Origin of the sequence: Flavobacterium sp. W20_MBD1_R3, assembly GCF_052119725.1 — a bacterium.
Taxonomy (GTDB): Bacteria; Bacteroidota; Bacteroidia; order Flavobacteriales; family Flavobacteriaceae; genus Flavobacterium.
This window is the reverse complement of sequence record NZ_JBGQOR010000007.1, coordinates 65138-88335: the sequence shown is the minus strand read 5'-3', so window position 1 is coordinate 88335 and position 23198 is coordinate 65138. Positions and strand designations below refer to the sequence as shown.

At 34.5% G+C, this 23198-nt stretch carries 16 protein-coding genes; 11 read left to right on the top strand and 5 right to left on the bottom strand.

Annotated features, from left to right (window positions below):
- Positions 1–17: 17 nt before the first annotated feature.
- The 3 genes from ACEN2F_RS10785 to ACEN2F_RS10775 are packed head-to-tail and all read left to right on the top strand — an operon-like array spanning position 18 to position 2633.
- Positions 18–1142 carry a glycosyltransferase gene (locus ACEN2F_RS10785; RefSeq protein WP_441738943.1) on the top strand — a complete coding sequence of 375 codons (1125 nt, stop codon included), beginning with the start codon at positions 18–20 and terminating at the stop codon, positions 1140–1142.
- Positions 1126–1530, top strand: a complete 405-nt coding sequence (locus tag ACEN2F_RS10780) for a sugar 3,4-ketoisomerase (RefSeq protein ID WP_441738940.1) — start codon at positions 1126–1128, stop codon at positions 1528–1530. The genes ACEN2F_RS10785 and ACEN2F_RS10780 overlap by 17 nt, the downstream gene beginning before the upstream one ends.
- A complete protein-coding gene (locus tag ACEN2F_RS10775) occupies positions 1530–2633 on the top strand; it encodes a glycosyltransferase family 4 protein (RefSeq protein WP_441738938.1) in 1104 nt (367 codons plus the stop codon). The genes ACEN2F_RS10780 and ACEN2F_RS10775 overlap by 1 nt, the downstream gene beginning before the upstream one ends.
- Here the strand turns inward: ACEN2F_RS10775 and ACEN2F_RS10770 are convergent.
- The 5 genes from ACEN2F_RS10770 to ACEN2F_RS10750 form a co-directional block, all read right to left on the bottom strand.
- Complete coding sequence (locus ACEN2F_RS10770) at positions 2630–3526, bottom strand: glycosyltransferase (protein ID WP_441738935.1); 897 nt, start codon at positions 3524–3526, stop codon at positions 2630–2632. The two genes, ACEN2F_RS10775 and ACEN2F_RS10770, sit on opposite strands and share 4 nt — an antisense overlap.
- On the bottom strand, positions 3526–4212 hold the full coding sequence (locus ACEN2F_RS10765; protein ID WP_441738933.1) for a cell division ATP-binding protein FtsE: 687 nt from the start codon (positions 4210–4212) through the stop codon (positions 3526–3528). The genes ACEN2F_RS10770 and ACEN2F_RS10765 overlap by 1 nt, the downstream gene beginning before the upstream one ends.
- A 251-nt stretch (positions 4213–4463) precedes the next feature.
- The gene (locus ACEN2F_RS10760) at positions 4464–5378 is read right to left on the bottom strand and encodes a glycerophosphodiester phosphodiesterase family protein (protein WP_441738930.1); all 915 of its coding nucleotides are present in this window, start codon (positions 5376–5378) and stop codon (positions 4464–4466) included.
- A 5-nt stretch (positions 5379–5383) separates the two neighbouring features.
- The gene (locus ACEN2F_RS10755; RefSeq protein WP_441738927.1) at positions 5384–6337 is read right to left on the bottom strand and encodes an alpha/beta hydrolase; all 954 of its coding nucleotides are present in this window, start codon (positions 6335–6337) and stop codon (positions 5384–5386) included.
- Positions 6338–6348: 11 nt separating this feature from the next.
- Entirely contained in the window at positions 6349–8850 is a 2502-nt protein-coding gene (locus ACEN2F_RS10750) for a TonB-dependent receptor (RefSeq protein WP_441738925.1), read from the bottom strand.
- A 252-nt stretch (positions 8851–9102) separates the two neighbouring features.
- Here ACEN2F_RS10750 and ACEN2F_RS10745 point away from each other — a divergent pair, with 252 nt between their 5' ends.
- From ACEN2F_RS10745 to gyrB, 8 genes are all read left to right on the top strand, one after another.
- Entirely contained in the window at positions 9103–12117 is a 3015-nt protein-coding gene (locus tag ACEN2F_RS10745) for a tetratricopeptide repeat protein (protein WP_441738922.1), read from the top strand.
- 82 nt (positions 12118–12199) lie between these two features.
- A complete protein-coding gene (locus tag ACEN2F_RS10740; protein ID WP_441738919.1) occupies positions 12200–13063 on the top strand; it encodes a PhzF family phenazine biosynthesis protein in 864 nt (287 codons plus the stop codon).
- Positions 13064–13168: 105 nt separating this feature from the next.
- The gene (locus ACEN2F_RS10735; protein ID WP_441739072.1) at positions 13169–14923 is read left to right on the top strand and encodes a TonB-dependent receptor; all 1755 of its coding nucleotides are present in this window, start codon (positions 13169–13171) and stop codon (positions 14921–14923) included.
- 150 nt (positions 14924–15073) lie between these two features.
- Positions 15074–15523, top strand: coding sequence for a hypothetical protein (locus tag ACEN2F_RS10730; protein WP_441738917.1), 450 nt, complete (start codon positions 15074–15076; stop codon positions 15521–15523).
- A gap of 197 nt (positions 15524–15720) precedes the next feature.
- A complete protein-coding gene (gene asnB, locus ACEN2F_RS10725; protein ID WP_165151742.1) occupies positions 15721–17397 on the top strand; it encodes an asparagine synthase B in 1677 nt (558 codons plus the stop codon).
- Between the two features lie 172 nt (positions 17398–17569).
- Positions 17570–19195 (top strand): amidohydrolase, encoded by a 1626-nt coding sequence (locus tag ACEN2F_RS10720; RefSeq protein WP_441738914.1) that lies wholly within the window; start codon positions 17570–17572, stop codon positions 19193–19195.
- Positions 19196–19387: 192 nt separating this feature from the next.
- Complete coding sequence (gene asnB, locus ACEN2F_RS10715; RefSeq protein ID WP_441738912.1) at positions 19388–21004, top strand: asparagine synthase B; 1617 nt, start codon at positions 19388–19390, stop codon at positions 21002–21004.
- A gap of 180 nt (positions 21005–21184) precedes the next feature.
- Positions 21185–23128 (top strand): DNA topoisomerase (ATP-hydrolyzing) subunit B, encoded by a 1944-nt coding sequence (gene gyrB, locus ACEN2F_RS10710; RefSeq protein ID WP_441738909.1) that lies wholly within the window; start codon positions 21185–21187, stop codon positions 23126–23128.
- The last annotated feature ends 70 nt before the right edge of the window (positions 23129–23198 follow it).

The window sequence follows — 23198 nt, the reverse complement described above, 5'->3', positions numbered from 1 at the left end:
CAAAAATAGTGATTTAAATGAACGAAACTCCCCGAAAATATAAAATAGCCTTAATAGGATATATGTTAAGTAATGGCGGGGCTGAACGAGTACTATCAACGTTATCGCAGTATTTGCATAAAAACAATTTTGAGGTACATACTATAATAATGATTGACCAAGTAACTTACAATTACGGTGGTAAGTTGCTTAATTTAGGGAAGCTTAGAAGCAAATCGAATGGATTATTTAATAAAATAAATCGGTTCATTACATTTAAAAAATATGTAAATCAGCAAAATTTTGATTTGCTGATAGATTTTAGATTTAGAGTGGTTTATTTTCAAGAGTTTTTTATTTATAAATTTATTTATAAATTACCAAAAATACAAACTGTACACAGTGGAAGATATGAGAGTTATCTATTTAAATACAAAGTACTCTCAAACTATATATTTAGGGATTTTAATAAAATAATTACCGTTTCTAAAGGACAGCAACAATTGATTGAAAGGGAACTGAATTTTTCTAATTTAGAAACAATTTATAATCCTGTAGATATCGATGAAATAAAAACAATGAGTAATTCTCAGAAATCAGATGAATTTGATTTTGAATATATTGTTGCAGTTGGTAGATTATCAGTCACGAAACAGTTTTGCAAGTTGATTGAAGCTTATCTATTATCTGATTTGTTATCCTCCAATATTCATTTGGTGATTGTTGGAGACGGTCCAGAGTTAGAAAATTTAGAAAAATTAATACAAAAAACATCTTCTTCAAAATACATTCATTTAGCGGGTCAAATTGATTATCCGTATGTAATAATTAGACATGCTAAGTTTTTGGTTCAATCAAGTCTATTTGAAGGATTGCCCATGGTTCTTATTGAATCTTTATGTTGCGAGACACCAGTAGTGGCTTTTGACTGTTTTTCGGGGCCTAATGAAATTATTATTGATGGACAAAACGGAATTTTAGTCGAAAATCAAAATTTAAAACTGCTAATTGCTGCACTAAATAAAATGGCTTTTGATAAAGAATTTTATTATTATTGTAAGTCTAACAGCATTAATAGCATCAAAAAATTTGATGTTAAAATTATAGGACTTCAATGGCAAAAATTGATTTTAGAAATAATAAAAAATGAAAACAACTCTTAAAGACGTACAATTATTAAAAATTCCTGTAGTAGACGATGTTCGAGGAAACTTAGCATACATTCAAAATGATGTAATTCCTTTTGAATTCAAGCGGGTGTATTATCTTTTTGATGTGCCTAGTACTGCTTTTAGGGGAGGACATTCCCACATTCAGCAACAAGAAATTTTAATTGCGTTGAGTGGTAGTTTTGAGGTAGTTGTTCAGGACGGTTTCAATAAAAAAAGTTTTTTGTTAAATAAACCAAATATAGGTTTACTCATTACCACAGGAATTTGGCGAGAGCTACAAAATTTTTCTTCGGGAGCCGTATGCTTGGTTTTAGCCTCAGATGTATTCAAAGAAGAGGATTATATCAGAGATTTTGATGAATTTTTGAAATCAAAATAATGAAGTTGCTATTTGTAGTTCCCAACATTAATAATGCAGGAGGTGTTGCGCGAGTTATTGCCGTCAAAGCTAATTATCTCGTTGAGCATCTGGGCTATGAAGTTGTTATTCTGACGCAAAACGGCGGTAATTTCCCTTTATTTTACTCGTTTAATGAAAAAATAATTTTTCAGGATATGATTTTAAAAGGAAAGAATCTTTCTTTTTTAAAAACTTATCGTAAGCAATTGAACAGTACTGTTAAGACCATAAAACCGGATATTATCATTGTTTGTGATAATGGTTTGAAGGCTTATTTAATTCCTTTTATTCTAAATAATAAAATTCCTTTGGTGCTAGAAATGCACAGTTCGAGGTTTATTGATGAAAGTGGAAGTATGAAAAACAGTTTCGCTACAATGTATTCCAATATTATTTTTCAATTCAAAAAAAAGGGTATAAAAAAATACGATCAATTTGTAGTTGTAACCAACGAAAGTATTGCAGAATGGAATGTAAAAAACACGATGGTTATTCCGAATCCGTTGTGGTTTGTAACCGAAAAATCTAGTGAACTTAAAAACAAGAAAGCAATTGCGGTAGGACGACATACCTATGAAAAGGGTTTTGATAGCTTGTTGCAAATCTGGAAAAAAATTGTTTTGAAACATCCAGATTGGGTCTTAGAAATTTATGGAAAATCAGATAAGAATTTCGATTTAAAAACTTTGGCTGAGAATTTAAATATTACAGATAATGTTGTTTTTCAGGAACCGATTCAAAACATCAACGAAAAATATTTAGAAGCGTCGTTCTATGTGATGACGTCTCGATATGAAGGTTTTGGCATGGTGTTAATTGAGGCAATGGCCTCCGGATTACCTTGTATTGCTTATGATTGTCCTTGCGGACCAAGAGCAATAATCACTGATAGAGAAGATGGATTTTTAATTGAAAATGGGCACGAATCTGATTATGTAGCAGCAATAGAAACTTTAATAGCAAACGAGGTGTTACGAGGTGAAATGGCAAATAAAGCAAAATTATCGAGTAAAAAATACGATCTAGATGCCATTATGCAAACTTGGAATCAGTTGTTTCTTGAACTCAAAAAGGAATTTTAGGTTTTACTTTTTAGGGCAATAGAACATAAATAGCCAACTCTAAACAGATTATAAACCAGTATATTAGGATTTTTTCCGGTTAGGTTTTTGAACAATAATTTTTTAAAAACGGCATGTGTTTTTGAAATAATAAAGGTTGATTTTGTTACTTGTAAAAAATGATACAGTTTAAGCATTCGTACAAATTCAACATCAACTTTTGCTTCACTATGAAGGGTGATTAAGTTTTCTAACGACTCTTTGGTTTTATTAAAATACTCTAAATTTGTATCGATACTTCCATGTTCAACGGGATTTTCGATGTGATTTATTTTCGATTTTAATTTACTTAGTTGAAACGAAAGTTGGGTGTCATCATGACCGTATTTTTTTATAGTTTTATCAAATTTTATGCTGTTGAAACAGTTTTTTTTAATGATTGTATTATTAAAAAGTAAGGAATGATAGGGTTTTATTTTTCTTTTTTCAGCAGTTTTATCCTCGATTAATCTTCCGTATTTCCAACGTAGTTTTTGATTGTCAGAGGGGCATCGGTCAGGGTGTATTCGTCCCCCGTAAATCACGTCAAAATCACATAAATTAGATAAGTAATTTTTGATGTAATCAAAACTCAGAATATTAGAGTCACCGTCTACAAAAAGTAAATATTCAAATTTTGCCTTTTCCGCAAGTGAATTTCGATTTTCTCGATGGGCAATGTTTTGTTTTAATGCGACAAAACTGGCATGAGAAAGCAAATTTATTTTTTCGTTAAAAACATTTAGCGGAGAATGAGAAGCATCGTCCTGACATAAAATCTCAAAATCAATATTGCATTCTAAACACTGTTTATGAAGCTCAACTGCTAAAGGATATACATTATAATTGTATGTTGGAACAAGAATAGAGAGCATTACACAGTTCTCTGTTGTACTACTTCAAAAATTCTTTCGTCTTCACATTTCAATGTTTTTGAAGGAAATTTCATTAGCAAAGCATAATCGTGTGTGGCCATAATGATCGTTTTTCCGTTGGCATTAATGCTTTTTAATACTTCTAGCACTTCAGCACTAGTTTGCGGATCCAGATTTCCAGTAGGTTCATCGGCAAGAATTAGTTCCGGATCGTTCAGCAAAGCTCTGGCGATAGCAACACGCTGTTGTTCTCCTCCTGAAATTTGGTGTGGCATTTTAGCACTAAACTCTTTCATGCCCACTTTGTCGAGCACTTCATCAATTTTTCGTTGCATTTCATCATTATCAGTCCAGCCTGTGGCTTTCAGTACAAATAACATGTTATCTTTTATGGTTCTGTCCGGTAGTAATTTGAAATCTTGAAAAACGATTCCAATTTTTCTTCTCAAAAACGGAATATCAGCCTCTTTTAAGGTAGCTAAATCAAAGTCTACGATACTTCCTTCTCCTTCTTTTAAAGGTAAATCACCATATAACGTCTTCATTAAACTACTTTTTCCTGAACCTGTTTTTCCTATTATATATAGAAATTCACCGTGGTTTACTTCTAAATTTACATGTGCTAAAATAGTTTTTTGTTCTTGGAATATGGTTACGTTTTTTAAAGACAGGACAGATTGTGACATAATAAAGTTTGTTTATGGGGTAAAAGTAACAAGATAACGGTTGTATTCAAAATAAATTCTATTCTATTAAAGAGAATTTCATTAATTAAGAATAACGAGAAAAGCGGGATGTTTGTTTTGAGTATTTAGAAAGTTCGAATTCCTGTAAGTGCTATTTACTTTTTAGACATAGTTGCTTTTACTGAAAAAACCGATGTTTGAAACATCGGTTTTTTAAATTTTTGGGAAGCATTACCTTTAAAGGATAGTTTTTATTTCTTAATTAGCAACCCTCTATCTGGATAATCAGTTATAATTCCGTCAACTCCCCAGCTCAAAAGAGTACTCATCCTACTTGTTTCATTGATGGTCCAAGGAATAACTTTCATTCCTTTGGCATGCAATTCGGATACAATTTCTGGTGTCAGCATTGAGTGTTCTGGACTGTAACTATTTGGAACAAAACCTAAAGCATCTAAGTTTGTTTTTACATCGCCTTTGTACACAAGAGCAGCTAGTTGGTATTCTGGATAGGTGTCGTGTAAATAGCGCAATACTCTAAAATCGAAGCTCTGGATTGTTAGTCTGTCTAAAGGAATAAGTCCTTTGATGGTGCTAACAAACAGATCTGCAAAAACCTGTGGAGTTGGGTGATAAATTGTATCTCCTTCTGGAGTACTTTTTATTTCGATATTATAATTAATTTTTTGTTCAGACAAGATTTCAGACTGTTCGATCACATCTAAAAGTAATGGTTTTGACGCTTTAATTTTTTGCTGCTCCGGAAATTGTGAATGGTTGATACTGCCGCAATCGTATTCTTTTACTTGAGAATAAAGGGTATTATAGATGTTGAGCTGCAGTTCGTTCTCCTTGTTAATGGTCTTTCCCAAACTATCTAAACAAATTATATGATTGAAAAAAGGATCATGCGAAACCAGTAATTGATCGTCTTTAGTGACAACAACATCTAATTCTAGCGTGTTTACACCTAATTCGATTGCTTTTGCGAAAGCAACCATAGAATTTTCTGGATAGAGCCCTCTTGCTCCACGGTGTCCTTGTAAATCAAAATTGAAGTGACTTTGATTTGTTTCAGAACTCATTTGGACCATCTTTTTTTCATACTTTGCTTTACAACCAAGAAGGCTAAAGACTAATGCAGCCGTGATTAAAACTTTATTCATTTTTTTTATTTTAATAGTGTTTGATCCATAAAAGTGACTGTTGCCTCGTACACTCCCAGCCAATCTTTAGAACGTAAATCACAAGCAATAACATGGTTGCCACTTTCTGGAAAAGCTATTTTTGTTTTTTCAAGGTTGGGTGTTCCCAGCGAATCATACATTTTAAGCATCGCAGAAACGGAAACTACCTGGTCTTGCTCCTTTTCATTTTTATAGTAATAACCTAAAAAAACTGGACATGTAATATTCTCAAAAGTAGTTTTGATCATATTTTGCTTGAGCATGGTGATCAAAGAAACATAACCATTTATGTGGTAATTGGTAGACCAATACTTAGCTTCTTCAACGGGACGGTTTTGTTTTTGGATGTCTCCGCCAATGCTTGCTTTGAACTTTTCTTTACCGCCAGGCAGAATAATACCTGACATAGCGGGATTATATAAGTCCACAAAAGGCGAATAAAGAATTAATCCTGAAATGCTAGGATCTTCTGAGGCCAATTTTAAGCTTAATGTTCCTCCAGTGGATGTGCTTACTAAAATCACTTTTTCACCAAGTATTTTTCCAATTTCTAAGGCCTGTTTTGCTGAGGCCATGTAGTTTTCAGGAGTAAGAAATTCAAAACTATTTTCGCGATCTATACCATGTTCCTCTAAACGCGACAGGAAAATATTGGCGTTATATTTTGCGGAAAGCATTTTTAAAACTGGTTCTCCTTCACGATGACTAGCACCAAAACCATGTAAATAGACAAAAGCAATAGCAGTTTTTTTGTTTTGGAAGCCATCAGCCCACATTATTTCGGCCTCGTTATTGGGTCTTATTCCCATTATTTTAGCTTCTTTGGCTGCGATATAGGAATCTAATTTTGCTATTTCGACAGTATTAATTTGTTGTTGTCCGAAAACAGAGCTACAAAAACAGAGTGCTGCAAGTAGCGTGTTTGTTACTTTTTTCATTTTTTTAGAGTTTAAAATTTCACCGACATTTGTACCCCATAAAATTGAGGAGCACCTGCTATAAAAGTAGGTATTCCAAAACCACCACCCGTATTTCCGGCATCAATAATATACTTTTTATCAAATACATTAGTCATAAATATGCCTATTTCGTATTTTTTTCTAATGTTTAAACCTGTTCTAATATTCAAAATACCATAACCATCTTGTGCAATATTAGGTAAGTTTGTTTCTTCAAAAAACACTTTCGATTTGTAAGTATAGCTTGGTCTAAGGTAAAGATCTACGGCAGTATTGACTGATGGATTGTAATTAAACCCAACAGAGAACGAATGTTTAGGAGTCAGTCGGAAAGTATTTCCTGCTAATTGTTGTTGGTTTCCATTTGAGTCAGTTTCATCAAATGCTGCGTCGATGTATCCATAATTAGCAAAGAAAGAACTGTTTTTTGTAAACTGATATTGTACTGCGGTTTCAAAACCAAAAGAGGAAGCGGAACCACTATCGTTAGGAAGAATTACTAAACCATCCTGCTCGTCTAACCTTGCAATTGTAGTTTGAAAATTACTGTAATCGTATATAAAAGCGTTAATGTCAAATTGTAATCGGTTGCTAAGGAAAAGAGATTTAGCTCCAAATTCATACGACCAAACCGTTTCGTCTGATAAAATGGCGACTGTTTTTGCTGTGACATTGATTACATTTGGTCTTCTGCCTCTGGCAACATTTCCAAAAAGAGTAATATGATCTGTAACATCATAATTTACAGCAAAACGTCCAACGGCAGAGGTAAAGGTTTCACTGGCAGTTTTTCTTCCATTTGTGGCCGCAAATAAATTATTAGGATAAACGCCTAAAAAATTACCTAATACGCCTGGCTGATCCGCATTTTGAACTTCTAATCCTGCATTACTGTTTTCCAAAGTAGCTCTTATCCCTAATGTAAGACTCAATTTCTCCGTTACGTCATACGATGCATCTGCAAAAATATCTCCGGAATAATTTTCGCCAAAATTGGTTGATTTTTCTTTATTAAAAGCTAAAAGCGGAGCTCCAGCTAAAGGACCAAAAGCAGGATCGTTTGGAATATTCGGATATAAAGTAGGAACACCATCAACAATTAGTGAGTTTCTGGCTGCTAATAATGCAAAATAACTTTGTTCATTTACTTCAAAAGGAACTGCTTGTTGTCCTTTTTCATAAAATAGATTTGCACCAATAAAACCAGACAATTTATTTTTGTCACTGAAATTAAATCGCACTTCTTGGCTGAATTGTTTTCCTTCGGCAATTTCTCTAAAATATAGTGCCGGAGCTGCTGTACCATCGGCATCAAATGCTTCATCCGAATCAAATTCTCTATAAGCTGTAGTGGCTGTCATGTCCCAGTTAGGGTTAATCTCTGATTTCAATATTGCTGTAATACCAAAAACTTTTCTATCAATTCCTAGTTCGGTTCCCCGTTCTAAATCTGCAAAAGTATTAGGATTGGTTGTTCCTCCAAGAGGTGCAAATGTCCCACTTTTGAAACCAGTTCCGGGCGGAGTGTCTTGTTGCCAGTTGGCAATTAAATCTAAACTAGTTTTGTCACTGATTAAATATTTTAAAGAAGTTCTGAACGCTACTGTTTCTTTACCATTCAAGTTGCCTCCAGACCTGTTTTCAATAAAACCATCTCTTTTGCTCAGGATTCCGGCTACTCTTACAAATAATTTGTCTTTAATAATAGGAGTATTTACAAACCCATTCACTGAAAACTGATTATAATTACCTGCGCCCAATTTTAGTTCACCTGATTTTTCGTTTTTAGCTTTATTTTGAATAATATGCATAGCACCAATTTGCGCACCTCTACCAAAAAGTGTTCCCTGTGGACCTTTCAGTACCTCAACACGTTCTATGTCATATAATTCTACTACAGAACCTCGCGATTTACTGATAGAAACACCGTCTTGAAAAATAGAAACTCGAGGTTCAACCCGTGAATCTCCACTATCACTGGTAATTCCTCTAATAACAATACCTGGATTATTGACACTTTGAATTTGGATTTGTAATCCAGGAACATAATCTGAAAAGGCATCATATTCTGCAATTCCTAAATTTTCAATAAACTTACCTCCATAAGAGGTAATAGCGATGGGAACATCTTTATTTAATTGTTCTCTTTTTTGAGCGGTAACAATAATGCCATCTAATTGAAAAGAACTTTCTTTTAATGTGAAATTTTTGATGGTTTCAGTTTGAGTTAAGCTAACTGAGATTTTTTGACTTTCGTAACCAAGGTATGCGATTTGAATGGTGTAGGTGCCAAAATTTATATTTTGCAAACTGTAGCTCCCGGACCCATCAGTAATAGTGTTTTTAGATAATGTGCTGATGTTGATGCTGGCGCCAATAAGAGGTTTACCTATTTCATCGGTGATAATTCCTTTTAAATTGCTTTTTTCTTGTGCTTCACCAGAGAAAAACCACAGTGTGCATAATAAAATAAAATAGTAATTTACTTTCATTTCTTTTCTTTTTTTGTTTGAATTGATTTGAAGTAAAGATATTTTTTACATGTTAAGCCAAAACTAGTTGTCAGTTATGGTTGTGTTATTTGACCCCCAGTTTAAGTTATCAAAACGTATAATAATTGGTCTGTTTAGTTTAAGAAGGTACGATTCTTAGTGGTTTGTAAAAAATGTTGATAATAAAAACCAATCGCAATTCGTTATAGAGAGCAGAATGCAATACATTTGAATTATTAAAATAAAATCACAATGCGTAAAATTTCTTGGCTCTTCTGTAGTCTCTTTTGTTTTAGTGCTGCTAGTATTTCGGCACAAAAATCAACTATTTATACCCACGATTTAAAGGATTTCAATAAAGCGGTTTCGTTGTTTAATGAAGAGCAATATGCATCGGCACAAATTATTTTTAATAAAGTAAAAGAATCTGCCGGTACCGATGAATTAAAATCAGATTGTGCATACTACGTCGCAAATTGCGCCATACGGACTAATCAAGCTAATGCTGATGAGATGATGGAACGCTTTGTTTTTGATTATCCTACAAGTGTCAAACAAAATCAAGCTTATATTGAAGTGGCACAGTATCACTTTAGTCAGGAGAATTATACTCAAGCGCTGCAATGGTTTAACAAAGTTGATGAACGGAATTTAAACAGTAAGGAACAAGATCAATTTAATTTTCAAAAAGGCTATAGTTTTTTTAATGCCAAAAATAAAAAAGAGGCCACTGTCTATTTTAATAAAGTAGTGAATTCAGCTGAATATGGTTCGCAAGCCAAATATTATCTGGGATTTATGGCTTATGAAGGAGATGATTACAAGCAGGCAACAAAATATTTTGATGCCGTTTCCGGTGAAGAAAAATACAAAGAAAAACTGTCGTATTATCAAGCCGATATGAATTTTAAATTAGGAAATTTCCAAAAAGCAATTGATTTAGGGGAAAAAGCAATGGCCAAATCAAATCCTTTAGAAAAATCAGAATTAAATAAAATCATTGGCGAAAGCTATTTTAATTTAAAAAAATACGATACCGCAATTCCGTATTTAGTTGCCTATAAAGGTAAAAAAGGAAAGTGGAATAATACGGATTTCTATCAATTGGGTTATGCGTATTACAAACAAAAAGATTATGAAAATGCCATTTCTCAGTTTAATAAAATCATTGGTGGGAAGGATTTTGTAGCACAAAATGCGTACTATCATCTGGGTGAAAGCTATTTGAATACAGATAAAAAACAACAAGCTTTGAATGCTTTTAAAAATGCTTCGGAAATGAGTTTTGATGCTGCAATTCAAGAGGATGCGAGTTTAAACTATGCTAAACTGAGCTATGAACTTGGAAATTCCTACCAAAGTGTACCTGCAGTTTTGCAAGCTTTTTTAAATAAATATCCAGATAATGCCAATCGTTCTGAGATAGAAAAACTTTTGATTGATTCCTATATTTCGTCTAAAAACTACAAGGAGGCTTTAGTAATATTAGAAAAAAACAAATCACCTGAAAACAAATTAGCGTATCAAAAAGTTACGTTTTATAATGGGCTAGAATTGTACACTGACGGAAAATATCCGGAAGCATTGAAAATGTTTACCCAATCTATGAACGAACAAAAAGATCCTTATTTCACTGCCAGAGCGGCTTTCTGGAAAGCGGAAACAGAATATGTTTTGAATGATTTTAAAAATGCTTTATTGAGTTTTAAGCAATTTGCAGGCTTTGCACAAGCGTCAAAAACACCGGAATATAAAAATTACAATTACAATATTGCGTATGCCTATTTCAAATTGAAAGAGTACGATCAGGCGGGAAATTATTTTGAAAATCAAATTGAAAGAGCAGCTGAAGATAAAGTGCGCTTGAATGATTCGTATTTGCGTTTAGCAGATTGTCGTTTTGTAACTTCAAAATACGGTCCAGCAATGGATGCGTACTCTAAAGTGATAGCCGCTAAAAGTGTTGATGCGGATTATGCCTATTTTCAAAAAGCAATTTCCTATGGGTTTTTAGCTAAAAATGATAGAAAAATCGATGAGTTGAATTCTTTTTTACAATTGTATCCAAAATCAGTTTATCGAGATGATGCTTTATTCGAACTTGGAAATACGTATGTTGCTGAAAATAAGAATGATCAGGCAATTAAAGCGTACGAACAACTCAACACAGAATTCAAAAAGAGTTCTTTTGTTGCAAGATCTATCTTGCGTCAGGGTTTAATTTATTTTAATTCAGATAAAAATGAGCAGGCATTAGTAAAATTTAAGAAAGTTACCGCTGATTTTCCTCGAACTCCCGAGTCATTACAAGCGGTTGCCGCAGCCAGATTGATTTATGTAGACACAGGTCGTGTAGATGAATATGCAACTTGGGTGCGTACTTTAGATTTTGTTGCCGTTACTGATGCGGAACTGGATAATGATACTTTTGAAGCAGCCGAAAAGCAATTTCAACAAAACAATACCAAGCAAGCAATTATAGGTTTCAATGGTTATTTAAGTCAATTTTCTAGAGGAATTCATGCTTTGAAGGCTAATTATTACTTGGCGCAATTGTATTTTTCTGAGGGAGCTGAAAGTAAATCAATTCCTAATTATGAATTCGTTGTCTCGCAATCCAGAAGTGAATTTACAGAACCATCATTGTCAAGATTATCACAGATTTTTCTGAAAAACAAAGAATATGACAAAGCAATTTTAGTATTGTCGCGGTTAGAAAATGAAGCCGATGTTTCTAATAATAAAACATATGCACAATCTAACTTGATGAAATGTTTTTATGAAAACAAAGATTATCAAAATTCAGTGGTTTACGCCGAGAAGGTCTTAATGAATCCAAAAACGGATGATAACGTCAAAAGTGATGCACAAATTATTATTGCACGAGCAGCCATGCAAACCGATGATGAAGTAAAAGCTCGTTCCGCTTATTCTAAAGTGATGATAATTGCTAAGGGAGAATTAGCGGCTGAAGCATTGTATTATGATGCTTATTTCAAAAATAAAGACAATAAGTTTGAAGCTTCTAATATTGCAGTTCAAAAATTAGCCAAAAACTATGCGAGTTATAAGTATTTTGGAGCCAAAGGCTTAGTGGTAATGGCAAAAAACTTTTATGGATTAAATGACAGTTATCAGGCAACGTATATTTTAGAAAATGTAATCCAAAATTTTACTGATTTTCAAGATGTTGTCCTAGATGCACAAACAGAACTAGACAAAATTAAAGCGGAAGAGTCTAAAACAAATTCATCAATAACAAAATAAAGAGCGCTTTGATTAGAAGTTGGAAAAACGACCTAAATCAATACTTAATTTTTTAGATCATTGAAAATCAAAAAAACAAAGAATGAACCTATCTTTTTATATCGTTGATGTATTTGCAGAGAAAAAGTATGCGGGCAATCAACTCGCGGTTTTCTTAGGTGCTGACTCCTTGAGTGGGGAACAAATGCAGCAAATTGCGAGAGAAATTAACTTTGCTGAAAGTACCTTTATCACAAAGCTTGACACAAAGAATAAAGTTGCCACTATTAGGATTTTTACAGCTGACCATGAAATGCAGTTTGCAGGACATCCAATTATAGGGACATCATGGGTTTTGATCCATAAAATATTTGATAATAAACCAGAAAAGATCACGCTATCGGTTCCTATTGGTGAAATTCTAGTACATCAATCGGGAGATTTGGTTTGGCTGCAGGCTGCTCAACCCGAGTTTCTAAATATTTTCTCAAAGAAGAATTTTGAATCTTTTAGTAACTTAAGCAGTGGTGACTTTGATGATACTTTTCCTATTCAGGAAGTGACCACGGGAAGCGCTTTTGTCATTGTTCCTGTTAAAAGTAAAATGGCTCTAGGCAAGTTGATCTTGGATAAGGATAAAATGAATAATTGGCTGATTGAACATTGCAAAACCAGTCATAGGGCGTTTTATTTTTATTGTTTAGAAGAAAAAAAGCTGAGCAGCAGGATGTTTTGTATTGAAGAGAATCAGCTTATAGAAGATGCGGCTACGGGAAGTGCGAGTGCATGTTTGCAGGCTTTTTTTTTAAAATATCATTCGGCGGAGATTGAAATGATTAATCATCAGGGCGATTTTATAAACAGATCATCCCAAATTTATTTTGAAGGTAAATTGAAAGAGGGTCTTTTTGATATTAAAATTGGTGGAAAAACGCAATTTATTGCAAAAGGAGACTGGGAAGTTTAAGCACAAGGTTAAGAATGTAGAATTAGAAATAAAGAAGTAAAAAAATAAGACATGACATTTAAAGATAAAAAAATAACATCATTTATTAGTACGCTTGTAACATTCATGGCACCCTTTTCTTCGGGCAGGGCAGGGGTGGGGATTTTGTTCCTTTTGTTCGCTCAATCCTCGTTTGCACAAAAGAAAGAGCAAATAGGTACTGAAACTGTAAATGTTGTCAAATCATACGCACCTACAATCTCCGATGCCTTTAAAGTAAAAGAAATACCGTCGCTGGGCGAAGAGGAAAACACTAAAAAAGAAGCAGTAAAATATACTATTTTCTCCTTTCCGGTAGCATCAACCTTTACTCCTTCAAAAGGAAAAGCAGCAGGCGTGGATAAAGAAAAAGAAGCGGTTTTGTTTCAAAATTATGCCACATTTGGTGTTGGAAATTACGGAACCTTCATAGGGGAATTATTTGTAAATCATGACCTTAGCGATACAGATTATATTGGCGGGATGTTTAGGCATCATTCCTCCCAAGGCGGTATTAAAAATGTAGTTTTAGACGATCGTTTTTATGACACGTCGATTGATTTGATGTACGGTTCAAATCGGAAAGAGGTTTCGTGGAATCTGGATCTAGGATATCAAAACCAGATTTATAATTGGTATGGTCTGCCTGCTGCCTTTGGTAGTACGCTGGTGCCTCAGGACAGAGCAATATTGATCAGCGGAATTAGGCCACAGCAATCCTACAGCACGCTGACATTAGGCGGAAATGTTGCTTTTAATGAAAGTTTTTTTAATAAAATGAATCTGAAATTTAATCATTTTTCAGATGCTTTTGATTCTTCAGAAAACAGGTTCTATGCCAAGCCGACCATTGAATTTGATGTGATGGACAGCGCAGTGAAAACAGACTTAATCGTAGATTACGTTAGTGGTAGTTTTAAGAAAAATTATTTAAATACAAATACGGAAGCCATGAAATACGGCGTTACAAATTTTGGAATAGCACCAAGTTTTGTGATGCAGGAAGATAATTGGACATTGAATATTGGTGCTGCTATTTTTTATAGCATGGACAATCAAAATAACAATAATTCCTTTTATGTATATCCAAAATTTAATGCTTCCTATAAAGTTGTTGGCGATTTGATGATTTTCTATGCAGGTGCTGAAGGAAATTTGGAACAAAATTCCTATCAAGATTTTGTAGATGAAAATCCGTTTTTATCACCAACATTGAGAATAGCACCAACGGATCAGCAGTATGATGTTTTTGCTGGATTAAAAGGTAAATTGACAAATAATGTGAGTTATAACATTAGAGGTTCTTACATAAATGAGCGTAATAAATCCTTGTTTAAAAGCAATGACTATAATGAAAATACGGCTAATCAATATTATGCGTATGGAAATTCCTTTCAGGTAGTGTATGACGATATGAGAACTTTGAATTTTTTCGGAGAAGTAAAAGCTGATTTTTCTAAGAACGTGACTTTTGGAATCAACGGGAGTTTTAGCAGTTTTACTAATGATTTTCAGCAAGAAGCGTGGAACTTACCAGCCATAAAAATAAATTCAAGCTTAGATTTTAATATCACAGAAAAATGGTTCGCTGGTGCAAATGTGTTTTATGTAGGCGAGCGAAAAGATCTTCAGATTAATACTGACTTTGCTGCTAATGCTGCTGCGGTAACTCTAAAATCATATTTTGATGTCAATGCCAATATTGGTTATAAATACAGCGACCGATTGACCGCTTTCTTGAGAGCGAACAATATCACCAATACATCTTATGAAAAATGGATGAATACTCCTGTTCAAGGTCTTCAAGTTATTGCTGGAGTGAACTATAAATTTGATTTTTAAGGTTTTTTAGCGCAAAGTACGCAAAGTTCTACGCAACGAAAATGAAGTTTTTATTTTTTAAATTTTCAATATTTTGCTGTGAGCTTTTTTATAGAATTTCTTTGTGAACCTTGCGAAAATCTTTGCGTACTTTGCGGTTAAATTTCCCAGATGACATTCAAACAAAAAATACACACTCATTATCTGCAATTAGTTCAGGATAGAATCGATGTTTTCAAAGACATGATTGTGGCGCTTACCGAAGATTCTAAGAACGATGCCAAAGGTTCTGCCGGAGACAAACACGAAACCGCTTTATCAATGATGCATATTGAGCAGGAAAAACTCAATCGTAAATTGAGAGAAGTTTTGGATCAAAAAACAGTTTTGGACAAAATTGATGCCGCCGCAATTGCCGAAACGATTATTGTGGGGAGTTTGGTAAAAGCAAACGGAATCTATTTGTATTTGAGTGTGGCGCTTCCTAAAATTAATGTCGAGGGAATCAATATTATCGCATTATCACCACAATCGCCTTTGGGAAATAAACTCATGGGAAATCAAGAAGGTTTTACTTTTGAGATTAATGGTACGAAATATTTAGTGCAGACTATTGAATAAAATTTGTCTACTTTTTATTCCATTTTTACAATCCACAACTTCGATTCCTTTTTTATTCTCTTTTAATTACATTTTAAATACAAATACTATTTTTTGGTTGTAATTTATAACTAAAAATAGCATTTGTGTTTTTCAATTAGAACTATAACTGCATCTTTGCCTTATCAAAATAAACAAAACATTAAAAATATATAGTTATGTGCGGAATAGTATGTGCCTTTGATTTAAAACAAAAAGCGGAAGTTTTAAGACCGCAAGTATTAGAAATGTCTAAAATTATCCGTCATCGTGGACCGGACTGGAGTGGAATTTTTAGTAATGAAAAAGCAATTTTGTCTCACGAACGTTTGGCAATTGTTGATCCTGCTTCAGGAAAGCAACCGTTGTTCAGTGAAGATAAGCAACTTGTTTTAGCTGCAAATGGTGAAATCTATAACCACAGAGAATTGCGTAAACAATTTGAAGGAAAATACAACTTCCAAACAGAAAGTGACTGCGAAGTAATTCTAGCACTTTACAAAGAAAAAGGACCTCATTTTATAGATGAAATGAACGGAATTTTTGGATTTGCTATTTATGATGTAGAAAAAGACGAATATTTTGTAGCTCGTGATCACATGGGGATTATTCCATTATACATTGGTTGGGATGAGCACGGAACTTTTTATGTAGCTTCAGAGTTGAAAGCCTTAGAAGGCTATTGTACCAAAATACAATTGTTTCCTCCAGGACATTATATGACGAGCAAAGACGGTGAATTTGTACAATGGTATAAAAGAGAATGGACAGATTACGATGCCGTTAAAGACAACGTAACCAGCATTGATGAAATTAAAGTTGCTTTAGAAGCTGCGGTTCACAGACAATTGATGAGCGATGTGCCTTATGGAGTATTGCTTTCAGGAGGTTTAGATTCTTCTATTACTTCGGCTGTAGCCAAAAAATATGCGCAAAAACGTATTGAATCCGGTGATGTTGCCGATGCTTGGTATCCACAATTGCACTCTTTCTCAGTAGGATTGGAAGGTTCTCCGGATTTAGCCGCGGCTCAAATTGTAGCTGATCATATAGGAACGATTCACCACGAAATTAAATTCACTATTCAAGAAGGTTTGGATGCGGTTAAAGATGTAATTTACAACTTAGAAACGTATGATGTGACTACGATTAGAGCATCGACACCAATGTGGTTAATGGCGAGAGTTATTAAATCAATGGGTATCAAAATGGTATTGTCAGGTGAAGGAGCAGATGAACTTTTTGGAGGATATTTATACTTTCATAAAGCGCCGAACGCAAGAGAATTCCACGAAGAAAACGTACGTAAATTAGGTAAATTGCACATGTATGACTGTTTGCGTGCGAACAAAAGTTTAGCAGCATGGGGAATTGAAGGGCGTGTTCCGTTTTTAGATAAAGAATTTATGGATGTAGCGATGCGAGTTAATCCACAAGATAAAATGATTAATGCAGAACATCCAATGGAAAAATGGGTAGTTCGTAAAGCTTTTGAAGAAATGTTGCCGCCAAGTGTTGCTTGGAGACAAAAAGAACAGTTTAGTGATGGTGTAGGATACGGTTGGATTGATACTTTGAAAGAAGTGGTAGCGGTTGAAATTTCGGATGAACAGTTAGCAAATGCTAAATACAAGTTCCCTTTACAAACACCAACTTCAAAAGAGGAATATTATTATCGTTCTATTTTTCATGAGCATTTTCCAAGTGATGCAGCTGCTTTGTGTGTTCCGCAAGAAGCAAGCGTTGCGTGTAGTACAAAAATTGCATTAGAATGGGATGAAGCGTTCAAAAACATGAATGATCCATCCGGAAGAGCTGTAGCTAGTGTGCATGATGATGCATATGTAAAAGCATAAACACAAATAAAAAATATTTTTTAAAAAGACAAACGCTCTCCTTTTCGAGAGCGTTTTTTTTATGAGAAATATATTTATCGCGAAGTTTAAAATTTGAAAAAACGTGATAATTGCATATTGTCTAAATTAATTACTCGGAGTTTTTTATATTAGCAGAACTAAAATGTTTATTATGAGAGCTATTACTTTATTTCTTGCTTTGTTTTTGTTGATTTCCTGCGATCAAAAAAATAAAATTTCCGTTGACACCATTATTACAGATGCTACGATTTACTCGGTCAATAACTCTTTTGAGAAGGCTTCGGCTATGGCAATCGACAAGGGAAAAATTGTTGCTATTGGTACTAATCGTGAAATTGCAAAACAATACGAATCTAAAAATACAATAGAAGCGGAAGGGAAATTCATTTATCCTGGCTTGATTGATGCCCATTGCCATTTTTATAGTTATGGGTTAAGCTTGCAGGAAGCTGATTTGCGCGGTACCAAAGGTATGGACGAAATAATTATCCGTTTAAAGGCTTTTCAAAAAGATAAAAATGCAACCTTTATCGTTGGAAATGGTTGGGATCAAAACGATTGGAAAGTCAAAAAGTATCCTACAAAAGCAGAATTAGATGCTGTTTTTCCTGATATCCCCGTAGTTTTAAATCGAATAGACGGTCATGCCATTATTGTGAATAGTAAGGCTTTGGAGCTAGCAGGAATTACGAAGGATACGAAAGCTGTTGGCGGTCAGATCGAAATTGCAAACGGAGAGCCAACGGGAATTTTAGTAGACAATCCGATGGAATTAGTGTTCAAAATAATTCCAAAACCAACGCGTAAAACACAAATAGCCGCTTTGTTGGATGCCGAAAAAGTCATGTTTGATTATGGTTTGACAACTGTAAATGATGCAGGATTGGATCCGGATATTATTCATTTGATGGACAGTTTACAAAAAGCAAAGGTGATGAAGCTTAATGTGTACGCTATGATTACTGCAAATCAAAAAAATATTGATTTATATCTAAAAAAAGGAATTTATAAAACGGATAATCTAAATGTTAGATCCTTTAAAATGTACGGTGATGGCGCCTTGGGATCTCGTGGTGCTTGCATGCACAAACCTTATTCTGACAAGCCAGGCCAATATGGCGCTTTGTTAGCGCCAGTTCCAGAATTAAAAGACGTAGCCAGACAAATTGCTATTTCAGATTTTCAATTGAATACACATGCTATTGGCGATTCAGCAAATACGGTGATTTTGAAAATTTATGCAGAAGTTTTGGCCGGTACAAAAGACCGAAGATGGAAAATTGAGCATGCCCAAGTTTTGCGTGAACAAGATTTTGATTATTTCAAATTTGGAATTATTCCTTCGGTTCAACCTACTCACGCCACATCAGATATGTATTGGGCTGAAGACAGATTGGGGAAAGAAAGAATGAAAAATGCCTATGCTTATAAAAAATTACTTCAAAAAGCTGGAATGGTAGCTTTAGGGACTGATTTTCCAGTAGAAGAAGTAAATCCGATGCTCACTTTTCATGCTGCCGTAGCTCGAAAAGACAGTAAGGAATATCCAAAAGGTGGTTTCCAAATGGAAAATGCTTTGAGCAGAGTTGAAACTTTAAGAGGGATGACTATTTGGGCCGCTTATTCTAATTTTGAAGAAAAAGAAAAAGGAAGTCTTGAAGTTGGAAAATGGGCTGATTTTGTGATGTTTGATCAGGATTTAATTATGGTGAAAGAAGACATGATAGTAAAAATGAAACCAAGTAATACCTATTTAAAAGGTCAGAAGGTCAAATAATTAGATGGAAGCGCTTTGTGGATTATAGTTGTTGCATAAGGTTTGTTTCTTTTGATGATTAAATTACATTTTTGATGTTAAACATGTTTTATTGTTTTAAATAGTAACCAAATATCACAATTGTATTTTGTGTTTGTAACTGCTATTGCATATTTGTCGACTTGGAATTGTAAAAAATAAAAATACAGAGTTATGTGCGGAATATTAGCCATTATCGGAAGAGGTAAAGAGGAGCAGTTGTTTGGGGAACTTTCAAAAAGAATGATGCATCGTGGTCCTGATGAAAGTGACCTATTTGTTACTGAGAAAGGGCATATTTTAAGTCATGAAAGGTTATCAATAATCGATTTGCATTCTGGAAAACAACCTTTGCAAGGTACAAAAACGTCATCTATGGTTCATAATGGCGAAATATACAATCATCAGGAATTGAGAGATGGAATTTTGAAAAATCATACTTTTAGAACAAAATCAGATTCAGAGGTTATCGTGCATTTATACGAAGAGTTTGGTTATGATTTTTGCAATATGCTGGACGGAGACTGGGCTTTTGTGGTGGTTGATGGCGATGATTTTATCGCTGGAAGAGACCCAATGGGAGTGAAGCCGTTGTATTATGGTTTAGACGAAAGGGGGAGAATTTATTTCGCCTCTGAAATGAAATCAATTTCTGATCAATGTAAAACATTTTCTACTTTTCCTCCAGGACATTACTACACAGCAAAAACAGGTTTTGTAAAATATTACAAACCGGAATACGAAGATTATTTAAAAGCTGATCAAGAATTAAATTTGGAATCAATCAGAGAAACATTGATCAATGCCACTCGTAAACGATTAATGAGCGATGTGCCAATTGGAGTATTGCTTTCGGGCGGATTAGATTCTTCATTGACTTCGGCAATTGCTTCGAGATTATTGGCGGAAAGCGGCAAAAAATTGCATTCTTTTTCTATTGGTTTAGATGCTGATGCACCGGATGTGCACGCTGCCAGAAAAGTAGCGGAATTTTTAGAAACAGAACATCATGAAGTTTATTTCACTGTTGAAGAAGGAATTAAAATTTTAGATAAATTAATTTGGCATCTTGAAACGTATGATGTAACTTCAATACGAGCAAGTGCGCCTATGTATTTCTTGTCAAAAACGATATCAGATTTGGGTATTAAAGTGGTGCTTTCTGGAGAAGGAGCTGATGAGATTTTTGGCGGGTATTTGTATTTTAGAAATGCACCATCACCAGAAGATTTTCAAAAGGAAACCATCGAAAGAGTACAAAAATTATTTACTGCCGATTTGTTAAGAGCCGATAAATCAACTATGGCTCACGGTTTAGAGACCCGAGTTCCTTTTTTAGATAAAGCGTTCTTAGATTTGGCCGTACGTGTCCAAGCCAAGGAAAAAATGCCAAAAACCTACGATGGAAAAGAAAAATATATTTTGAGGAAAGCATTTGATACTCCTGAAAACCCTTATCTACCGCAAGAAGTTTTGTGGAGACAAAAAGAACAGTTTTCGGATGGAGTAGGATACAGGTGGATTGAGGAATTGATTGATTATTGCGCAACACAAGTAACAGATGAGCAATTAGCGACAGCACCAAAAGAATTTCCTTACAACACACCAACTACCAAAGAAGCTTATTTTTATAGGTTGATATTTAATAAATATTATCCCCAAATAAGTGCGGCACAAACGGTTAGAAAGTGGATTCCAAAATGGCAAGAAAATCAAGATCCAAGCGGAAGAGCTAATGCTGCACACGTGCAGTCCGATACCGAAATTGCTAAAAATGGAGTTGCAGTTTGAAACAATATTTTCGATTTTATATAAATGAAGAACGCTCTCAATTTTGAGAGCATTTTTTTATAAATATATGAACAAATGTTAATAACTTAAGGGCTTAAAAAGGGAATTTAACGGTTATCTAATTTGCGTTTTTATATATTTGCGTGTTAGACAAAAATTACATTTTTTAGAATAAAATATATGAGCGAAGAAATCAAGAAGGACAGTTATTCAGCAGATAGTATTCAGGCACTAGAAGGAATGGAGCACGTTAGAATGCGTCCATCGATGTATATTGGAGATGTGGGTGTTCGAGGACTGCATCATTTAGTGTATGAGGTTGTAGATAACTCTATCGATGAGGCAATGGGAGGTCATTGTGATACAATCATAGTCGATATTAATGAAGATGGATCTGTATCTGTTGAAGATAATGGACGTGGTATTCCGGTAGGGATTCATAAAAAAGAAGGTGTTTCTGCATTAGAGGTTGTAATGACTAAAATTGGTGCAGGAGGAAAGTTTGATAAAGATTCCTATAAAGTTTCTGGTGGACTACACGGTGTTGGAGTTTCGGTGGTAAATGCATTGTCAAACCATTTGCGCGCAACTGTTCACAGTAGCGACGGAAAAGTGTACGAACAAGAATACGAAAAAGGAAAAGCACTATATCCAGTAAAGCAAATTGGTGAAACTACAAAAAGAGGAACGATTGTTACTTTTTATCCGGACCCAAGTATATTTACACAAACAACTGAATTTGCTTACGATACATTATCTGCTCGTATGCGGGAGCTGTCATATTTGAACAAGGGAATTACTATCACATTCACTGACAAAAGAGAATTAGATAAAGATGGGAATTTTGTTTCCGAAGTGTTTCATTCTGATGAAGGTTTAAAGGAATACATTCGATACTTGGACGGAAATCGTGAACCAATAATTGCACATGTAATTTCTATGGATCATGAAAAAGGAGAAATTCCAGTAGAAGTAGCGTTAATTTATAACACTAGTTATACCGAGAATATTTTTTCTTACGTTAATAATATCAATACACACGAAGGAGGAACACATTTACAAGGTTTCAGAACTGGTCTTACGAGATCTTTAAAGAAATATGCAGATGCATCCGGAATGTTAGACAAACTGAAATTTGATATTTCGGGAGATGATTTCCGTGAAGGATTAACGGCTATTATTTCTGTAAAAGTTCAGGAGCCACAATTTGAAGGACAAACTAAAACCAAACTTGGAAACAGAGAAGTTGTTTCTCCGGTAAGTCAAGCGGTGAGCGAAATGATTGAAAATTATTTGGAAGAAAATCCAAATGATGCCCGCATCATTGTTCAAAAAGTAATTCTTGCGGCACAAGCGCGTCATGCTGCTAAAAAAGCCCGTGAAATGGTACAGCGCAAAACCGTAATGGGTGGCGGTGGATTGCCAGGAAAATTATCAGATTGTTCCGAGCAAGATCCGGCAAAATGTGAAGTATACCTTGTCGAGGGAGATTCGGCAGGTGGAACAGCAAAACAAGGACGCGATCGTATGTTTCAAGCAATTTTGCCTTTACGTGGTAAGATTTTGAATGTAGAAAAAGCAATGCATCACAAAGTTTTTGAAAACGAAGAGATTCGAAATATCTTTACTGCACTTGGAGTTACAGTTGGAACTGCTGAAGATAGTAAAGCACTAAATATTGAAAAATTACGCTACCATAAAGTAATTATTATGTGTGATGCCGATGTCGATGGTAGTCACATTGCCACATTAATCTTGACGTTTTTCTTCCGATTTATGAAAGAATTAATAGAACAAGGGCATGTGTATATTGCAGCACCACCTTTATATCTAGTTAAAAAAGGAAATAAGAAAGAATATGCGTGGAGTGATGCCGAACGAGATTTAGCAAATGCAAGAATGGGCGGAAGCGCAGGAATACAAAGATACAAAGGTCTTGGGGAGATGAATGCAGAACAATTGTGGGAAACTACAATGGATCCAAGTTTTAGAACCCTTCGCCAGGTAACTATTGATAGTTTGGCGGAAGCCGATAGAGTTTTCTCAATGTTAATGGGTGATGAGGTGCCACCAAGAAGAGAGTTTATTGAGAAAAATGCAGTTTATGCAAATATTGATGCATAATTAAAAAATTTATTTGATTGGTTATAAATCGGTTATACGAAATGCCCAATCAAATAATAGAAAATCGAAT

Bases quoted from the DNA above. Each gene is read 5' to 3' on its own strand.
- ACEN2F_RS10785 (WP_441738943.1), top strand. From the start codon at position 18: ATGAACGAAACTCCCCGAAAATATAAAATAGCCTTAATAGGATATATG.
- ACEN2F_RS10780 (WP_441738940.1), top strand. From the start codon at position 1,126: ATGAAAACAACTCTTAAAGACGTACAATTATTAAAAATTCCTGTAGTA.
- ACEN2F_RS10775 (WP_441738938.1), top strand. From the start codon at position 1,530: ATGAAGTTGCTATTTGTAGTTCCCAACATTAATAATGCAGGAGGTGTT.
- ACEN2F_RS10770 (WP_441738935.1), bottom strand. From the start codon at position 3,526: ATGCTCTCTATTCTTGTTCCAACATACAATTATAATGTATATCCTTTA.
- ACEN2F_RS10765 (WP_441738933.1), bottom strand. From the start codon at position 4,212: ATGTCACAATCTGTCCTGTCTTTAAAAAACGTAACCATATTCCAAGAA.
- ACEN2F_RS10760 (WP_441738930.1), bottom strand. From the start codon at position 5,378: ATGAATAAAGTTTTAATCACGGCTGCATTAGTCTTTAGCCTTCTTGGT.
- ACEN2F_RS10755 (WP_441738927.1), bottom strand. From the start codon at position 6,337: ATGAAAAAAGTAACAAACACGCTACTTGCAGCACTCTGTTTTTGTAGC.
- ACEN2F_RS10750 (WP_441738925.1), bottom strand. From the start codon at position 8,850: ATGAAAGTAAATTACTATTTTATTTTATTATGCACACTGTGGTTTTTC.
- ACEN2F_RS10745 (WP_441738922.1), top strand. From the start codon at position 9,103: ATGCGTAAAATTTCTTGGCTCTTCTGTAGTCTCTTTTGTTTTAGTGCT.
- ACEN2F_RS10740 (WP_441738919.1), top strand. From the start codon at position 12,200: ATGAACCTATCTTTTTATATCGTTGATGTATTTGCAGAGAAAAAGTAT.
- ACEN2F_RS10735 (WP_441739072.1), top strand. From the start codon at position 13,169: ATGGCACCCTTTTCTTCGGGCAGGGCAGGGGTGGGGATTTTGTTCCTT.
- ACEN2F_RS10730 (WP_441738917.1), top strand. From the start codon at position 15,074: ATGACATTCAAACAAAAAATACACACTCATTATCTGCAATTAGTTCAG.
- asnB (WP_165151742.1), top strand. From the start codon at position 15,721: ATGTGCGGAATAGTATGTGCCTTTGATTTAAAACAAAAAGCGGAAGTT.
- ACEN2F_RS10720 (WP_441738914.1), top strand. From the start codon at position 17,570: ATGAGAGCTATTACTTTATTTCTTGCTTTGTTTTTGTTGATTTCCTGC.
- asnB (WP_441738912.1), top strand. From the start codon at position 19,388: ATGTGCGGAATATTAGCCATTATCGGAAGAGGTAAAGAGGAGCAGTTG.
- gyrB (WP_441738909.1), top strand. From the start codon at position 21,185: ATGAGCGAAGAAATCAAGAAGGACAGTTATTCAGCAGATAGTATTCAG.